Annotated in this window: 5 protein-coding genes and 4 tRNA genes; all 9 read left to right on the plus strand. The window is 53.6% G+C overall.

All coding sequences use genetic code 11. From position 1 onward, the window contains the following. Positions 1-62: 62 nt before the first annotated feature. The 9 genes from nagB (at position 63) to IM299_RS20590 (ending at position 6597) form a co-directional block, all read left to right on the plus strand. Complete coding sequence (gene nagB / locus IM299_RS20550) at positions 63-863, plus strand: glucosamine-6-phosphate deaminase (RefSeq protein ID WP_028012356.1); 801 nt, start codon at positions 63-65, stop codon at positions 861-863. A 55-nt stretch (positions 864-918) separates the two neighbouring features. Continuing rightward, positions 919-2067, plus strand: a complete 1149-nt coding sequence (nagA, locus tag IM299_RS20555) for an N-acetylglucosamine-6-phosphate deacetylase (protein ID WP_028012355.1) — start codon at positions 919-921, stop codon at positions 2065-2067. Between the two features lie 8 nt (positions 2068-2075). After that, positions 2076-3296 (plus strand): N-acetylglucosamine repressor, encoded by a 1221-nt coding sequence (locus IM299_RS20560; RefSeq protein ID WP_028012354.1) that lies wholly within the window; start codon positions 2076-2078, stop codon positions 3294-3296. A gap of 45 nt (positions 3297-3341) precedes the next feature. Next, positions 3342-4094, plus strand: coding sequence for a ribonucleotide monophosphatase NagD (gene nagD, locus IM299_RS20565; protein WP_028012353.1), 753 nt, complete (start codon positions 3342-3344; stop codon positions 4092-4094). Positions 4095-4344: 250 nt separating this feature from the next. After that, a complete protein-coding gene (gene asnB, locus IM299_RS20570; protein WP_041910781.1) occupies positions 4345-6009 on the plus strand; it encodes an asparagine synthase B in 1665 nt (554 codons plus the stop codon). 227 nt (positions 6010-6236) lie between these two features. Further along, a tRNA-Met gene (locus tag IM299_RS20575) sits at positions 6237-6313 on the plus strand. A gap of 7 nt (positions 6314-6320) precedes the next feature. Continuing rightward, positions 6321-6405: transfer RNA gene (locus IM299_RS20580), tRNA-Leu, on the plus strand. 23 nt (positions 6406-6428) lie between these two features. Next, positions 6429-6503 (plus strand) — tRNA-Gln (locus tag IM299_RS20585). Positions 6504-6520: 17 nt separating this feature from the next. Then, positions 6521-6597: transfer RNA gene (locus tag IM299_RS20590), tRNA-Met, on the plus strand.

Below are 6597 nucleotides of genomic sequence, written 5' to 3' on the forward strand. Positions count from 1 at the left end.
GCTTAAGCATCAGGTTCCGATACCCATCCGCCCACTCTTCTACTTAAACTTTGAGGTGAACAATGAGACTGATTCCCCTGGCAACTGCTGAACAAGTCGGTAAATGGGCCGCTCGCCATATCGTTAACCGTATTAATGCCTTCAAGCCTACTGCCGATCGTCCCTTCGTTCTTGGCCTTCCAACCGGTGGTACCCCACTGACCGCGTACAAAGCGCTGGTTGAAATGCATAAAGCGGGCCAGGTTAGCTTTAAACACGTTGTAACCTTCAACATGGACGAATATGTCGGCCTGCCAAAGGAGCATCCTGAAAGCTACCATAGCTTCATGCACCGCAATTTCTTTGATCACGTTGATATCCCAGCTGAAAATATTAACCTGCTGAATGGAAATGCGCCTGATATTGACGCAGAATGCCGTCAGTACGAAGAAAAAATCCGTTCTTACGGTAAAATCCACCTGTTCATGGGTGGCGTGGGCAACGATGGTCATATCGCGTTTAACGAACCAGCCTCTTCTCTGGCTTCCCGTACCCGTATTAAAACGCTGACCCATGACACTCGCGTGGCAAACTCCCGCTTCTTTGACGGTGACGTGAACCAGGTTCCAAAATACGCCCTGACCGTTGGCGTAGGCACCCTGCTGGATGCCGAAGAAGTGATGATTCTGGTACTGGGCGGCGTGAAAGCGCAGGCGCTCCAGGCAGCCGTTGAAGGCAACGTTAACCACATGTGGACCATCAGCTGCCTGCAGCTGCATCCAAAATCAGTCATCGTCTGCGACGAACCGTCCACGATGGAGCTGAAGGTGAAAACGCTGAAATACTTCAACGAGTTAGAAGCTGAGAACATCAAAGGTCTGTAATTGAATAACCGCCTCTTCTGTCAGAGGCGGTCGCTTTTTTTAACCGGGGGTCGATATGTACGCTTTAACCCACGGTCGGATTTATACCGGCCATGAAATTCTGGATGACCATGCGATTGTTATCGCCAATGGCCTGATTGAACGTGTTTGCCCGCTGGCGGAACTGCCGCCGGAGATAGAACAGCGCTCACTCAATGGAGCAGTAATCTCCCCCGGTTTCATCGACGTACAGCTTAACGGCTGCGGCGGTGTGCAGTTCAATGACACCGCCGAGGCGGTGACGGTTGAAACGCTGGAAATCATGCAGAAAGCTAACGAGAAATCAGGCTGCACCAGCTATCTGCCGACGCTCATCACCAGCAGTGATGACCTGATGAAACAGGGTATCCGCGTGATGCGCGAATACCTGGCCAAACACCCGAACCAGGCGCTGGGTCTGCATCTGGAAGGGCCATGGCTGAACATAGTGAAAAAAGGCACGCATAACCCGGATTACGTGCGCAAGCCGGATGCTGAACTGGTCGACTACATGTGTGCCAATGCTGATGTGATCGCTAAAGTGACGCTGGCGCCTGAAATGACCGGTACTGAGGTCATCAGCAAACTGGCTGCCGCCGGGATTGTGGTTTCAGCAGGCCACTCAAACGCCACGCTGAAAGAAGCCAAAGCGGGCTTCCGTGCCGGCATTACCTTTGCGACCCACCTTTACAACGCCATGCCGTATATTACCGGCCGTGAACCGGGTCTGGTCGGGGCGATTCTCGACGAACCAGACGTCTACTGCGGCATTATCGCTGATGGCATGCACGTTGATTACACCAACATTCGCAACGCCAAACGGCTGAAAGGTGACAAGCTCTGCCTGGTCACCGATGCCACCGCGCCAGCAGGTGCAAATATTGAGCAGTTCATTTTTGCTGGTAAAACAATATACTACCGCAATGGACTGTGTGTGGATGAAAACGGTACGCTGAGTGGCTCCTCTTTGACCATGATTGAAGGGGTGCGTAATCTGGTGGAGCATTGTGGGATTGCGCTTGATGAAGTCCTGCGTATGGCCACCCTTTATCCGGCTCGCGCCATCGGCGTGGATAAACAGCTCGGCGGAATTGCACCAGGTATGGTTGCAAACCTGACGGCATTCACACACGATTATAAAATTATTAAGACCATCGTTAATGGTAACGAGGTCGTCACTGAGTAAGTAAAAGTATGACACCAGGCGGACAAGCTCAAATCGGTAATGTCGATCTCGTTAAACAACTTAACAGTGCGGCGGTTTATCGCCTGATTGACCAACATGGTCCAATCTCGCGGATCCAGATAGCCGAACAAAGCCAGCTTGCTCCCGCCAGCGTGACAAAAATTACCCGCCAGCTCATTGAGCGCGGTTTGATCAAAGAAGTCGATCAGCAGGCCTCCACCGGGGGCCGCCGCGCCATCTCCATCATTACCGAAACCCGTAACTTTCAGGCCATTGGCGTCCGGCTTGGTCGTCATGACACCACGCTCACGCTGTACGATTTGAGCAGCAAAGCCATTGCGGAAGAGCACTACCCGCTGCCCGAGCGCACTCAGGAGACGCTGGAACACGCGCTGCTGAATACTATCGCGCACTTTATTGAAAGCTGTCAGCGCAAGATCCGCGAACTGATCGCCATCTCCGTCATTCTGCCTGGCCTGGTCGACCCGGAAAGCGGTGTGATCCGATACATGCCGCATATTCAGGTTGAGAACTGGGCGCTGGTCGACGCGCTGGAAAAACGCTTTAAGGTGACCTGCTTTGTCGGTCATGATATTCGATCTTTAGCGCTGGCTGAGCACTACTTTGGTGCGAGTCAGGACTGTGAAGACTCTATTCTGGTGCGCGTACACCGCGGTACGGGCGCAGGCATTATCTCCAATGGCCGTATTTTTATTGGTCGTAACGGTAACGTTGGCGAGATCGGCCACATCCAGGTTGAACCGCTCGGCGAACGCTGCCACTGCGGCAACTTCGGCTGCCTTGAAACCATCGCCGCCAACACGGCCATCGAGCAGCGCGTTCGCCACCTGCTTGAGCAGGGTTATCAAAGCCGCGTCACGCTGGACGATTGCAAGATAGGCACCATCTGCAAAGCCGCCAATAAAGGCGACGCGCTGGCCTGTGAGGTGATCGAGCAGGTAGGTCGCCATCTGGGGAAAACCATCGCCATCGCCATTAACCTGTTTAACCCGCAGAAAGTGGTGATCGCCGGAGAGATTGTTGAAGCGGAAAAGGTGCTGCTGCCCGCCATCGAAGGCTGTATCAACACCCAGGCGCTAAAAGCATTCCGACAGAACCTCCCGGTGGTTCGTTCGAAGCTTGACCATCGCTCGGCGATTGGCGCGTTTGCGCTGGTCAAGCGCGCCATGCTCAACGGGATCCTGCTCCAGCATTTGCTGGAATCCTGATCGGACCTTATAGTAACGCCTTCTTTTTTTGATGTCGGAATGTCCATGACCATTAAGAATGTAATTTGTGATATCGACGGCGTGCTGATGCACGACAACGTTGCCGTGCCGGGTGCTGCGGAGTTTCTTCACCGCATCATCGACAAAGGAATGCCACTGGTTCTACTCACGAACTACCCTTCCCAAACCGGTCAGGATCTGGCGAATCGCTTTGCCACCGCAGGCGTCGACGTGCCGGACAGCGTGTTTTATACCTCCGCAATGGCAACGGCGGATTTCCTGAAGCGTCAGGAAGGAAAAAAAGCCTACGTGGTCGGTGAAGGCGCGCTGATCCACGAGCTGTATAAAGCAGGCTTTACCATTACCGATGTGAACCCGGACTTTGTGATCGTGGGTGAAACGCGTTCCTTTAACTGGGAGATGATGCATAAAGCAGCCTACTTTGTCGCCAATGGTGCGCGTTTTATTGCCACCAACCCGGATACGCACGGCCGTGGTTTCTATCCGGCCTGCGGCGCGCTGTGCGCCGGTATTGAAAAAATCTCAGGCCGTAAGCCTTTTGTTGTCGGCAAACCGAGCCCGTGGATCATCCGCGCCGCGCTGAATACGATGCAGGCACACTCAGAAGAAACCGTCATTGTTGGCGACAACCTGCGCACCGATATTCTGGCTGGCTTCCAGGCAGGGCTTGAAACCATCCTGGTACTTTCTGGCGTCTCGCAGCTTGATGACATCGATACGATGCCCTTCCGACCAAGCTGGATTTACCCCTCTGTCGACGAAATCGACGTTATTTGATTCTGAACCACGTCCCAGGGCGTGGTTTTTCATTTTCAGCTTATACAAACAAAACACCATCTAACAAAAAACCATTTTCATTGCATAATCATCAATAAAAGGATGCGTGACGTACTCTTTTTTCACTATTCCGCAATCACTATTGCACTATTTCCGTTTTGGCCCGTAAAACCCTTGCGCCCCTCCCCCCTTTTGCGGCATTTTCATAAGCAAGCAACATCACAATGCAACAGGGTTAACGGAGAAGGTTATGTGTTCAATTTTTGGCGTACTGGATATTAAAACTGACGCGGGCGAACTGCGTAAAAAAGCACTCGAATTGTCCCGCCTGATGCGCCATCGCGGCCCGGACTGGTCAGGCGTTTACGCCAGCGACAAAGCGATTCTGGCTCACGAACGCCTGTCTATTGTTGACGTCAACGCCGGTGCACAGCCGCTGTATAACGAGAAAAAAACGCACGCGCTGGCTGTCAACGGTGAAATTTATAACCATCAGGCGCTGCGCGCCGAGTACGGCGACCGCTACGCCTTCCAGACCGGCTCTGACTGTGAAGTGATCCTGGCGCTGTATCAGGAGAAAGGTCCCGAGTTTCTCGACGACCTGCAGGGCATGTTTGCCTTCGCCCTGTACGACAGCGAAAAAGACGCTTACCTGATTGGCCGTGACCATATCGGTATTATCCCGCTGTACATGGGTCACGATGAACACGGCAACTTCTATGTCGCGTCCGAAATGAAAGCCCTGGTACCGGTCTGCCGCACCATCAAAGAGTTCCCGGCGGGCAGCTATCTGTGGAGTAAAGACGGTGAAATCCGTTCGTACTACCAGCGCGACTGGTTTGACTATGACGCGGTGAAAGACAACGTGACGGATAAAGCCGAGCTGCGTCAGGCGCTGGAAGATTCCGTGAAAAGCCACCTGATGTCAGACGTGCCTTACGGCGTACTGCTCTCTGGCGGTCTGGACTCCTCCGTGATCTCCGCGATCACCAAGAAATTCGCGGCTCGTCGCGTGGAAGATCAGGAGCGCTCCGAGGCCTGGTGGCCGCAGCTGCACTCCTTTGCCGTGGGCCTGGAAGGGGCACCGGATCTGAAAGCCGCGCAGGAAGTGGCAAACCACCTCGGCACCGTGCACCATGAAATTCACTTCACCGTGCAGGAAGGTCTGGATGCGATCCGCGATGTGATCTATCACATTGAAACCTATGACGTGACCACCATTCGCGCCTCCACGCCGATGTACCTGATGTCGCGTAAGATCAAGGCGATGGGCATCAAGATGGTGCTCTCCGGCGAAGGTTCTGACGAAGTGTTTGGCGGCTACCTGTACTTCCATAAAGCGCCAAACGCCAAAGAGCTGCATGAAGAGACCGTGCGTAAGCTGCAGGCGCTGCATATGTTCGACTGTGCCCGTGCCAACAAAGCGATGTCGGCCTGGGGCGTGGAAGCGCGCGTGCCGTTCCTGGATAAGAAATTCCTCGACGTGGCGATGCGCATCAACCCGCAGGATAAAATGTGCGGCAACGGCAAAATGGAAAAACATATCCTGCGTGAATGTTTTGAATCTTACCTGCCGGCGAGCGTGGCATGGCGTCAGAAAGAGCAGTTCTCTGATGGCGTTGGCTACAGCTGGATCGACACCCTGAAAGAGGTGGCGGCGAAGCAGATTTCTGACCAGCAGCTGGAAACCGCAAGCTTCCGCTTCCCGTACAACACGCCGGGCTCGAAAGAAGCGTACCTCTACCGTGAGATCTTTGAAGAACTGTTCCCGGTGCCGAGCGCTGCCGAGTGTGTTCCTGGCGGTCCGTCAGTGGCCTGTTCATCCGCGAAAGCCATTGAATGGGATGAATCTTTCAAGGCGATGAACGATCCATCGGGGCGTGCGGTAGGCGTTCACCAGTCCGCCTACAAATAATCACAACGATTTCAAACAGGCCCCTCAGGGGCCTGTTTTTTTTGCCTCACATTTCACCACCAAAAACCGATTAATAACCAATAATTGCCGAATATTCGGCCACGCTGTTCGCAACCTAACCAAACAGTCACATTCCGGCTATTTTCGTTGAAAAAGGTGTTGACGCTGCAAGGGTCTATACGCATAATGCGCCCCGCAACGCCGATAAGGTAACGCGAAAAAAAGATGGCTACGTAGCTCAGTTGGTTAGAGCACATCACTCATAATGATGGGGTCACAGGTTCGAATCCCGTCGTAGCCACCATCTTTTTGCGGGAGTGGCGAAATTGGTAGACGCACCAGATTTAGGTTCTGGCGCCGCAAGGTGTGCGAGTTCAAGTCTCGCCTCCCGCACCATTCCCGGGTAAGCGTTGCACGGATGGGGTATCGCCAAGCGGTAAGGCACCGGTTTTTGATACCGGCATTCCCTGGTTCGAATCCAGGTACCCCAGCCATCGAAGACTGCAGTACTGGCTACGTAGCTCAGTTGGTTAGAGCACATCACTCATAATGATGGGGTCACAGGTTCGAATCCCGTCGTAGCCACCA

Source organism: Enterobacter cloacae complex sp. P47BA, from assembly GCF_014930485.1.
GTDB classification, from domain to species: domain Bacteria; phylum Pseudomonadota; class Gammaproteobacteria; order Enterobacterales; family Enterobacteriaceae; genus Enterobacter; species Enterobacter bugandensis.

What these genes read in the sequence shown, in the direction of transcription:
- nagB (WP_028012356.1), top strand. Translation starts at nt 63, where the DNA reads ATGAGACTGATTCCCCTGGCAACTGCTGAACAAGTCGGTAAATGGGCC.
- nagA (WP_028012355.1), top strand. Translation starts at nt 919, where the DNA reads ATGTACGCTTTAACCCACGGTCGGATTTATACCGGCCATGAAATTCTG.
- IM299_RS20560 (WP_028012354.1), top strand. Translation starts at nt 2,076, where the DNA reads ATGACACCAGGCGGACAAGCTCAAATCGGTAATGTCGATCTCGTTAAA.
- nagD (WP_028012353.1), top strand. Translation starts at nt 3,342, where the DNA reads ATGACCATTAAGAATGTAATTTGTGATATCGACGGCGTGCTGATGCAC.
- asnB (WP_041910781.1), top strand. Translation starts at nt 4,345, where the DNA reads ATGTGTTCAATTTTTGGCGTACTGGATATTAAAACTGACGCGGGCGAA.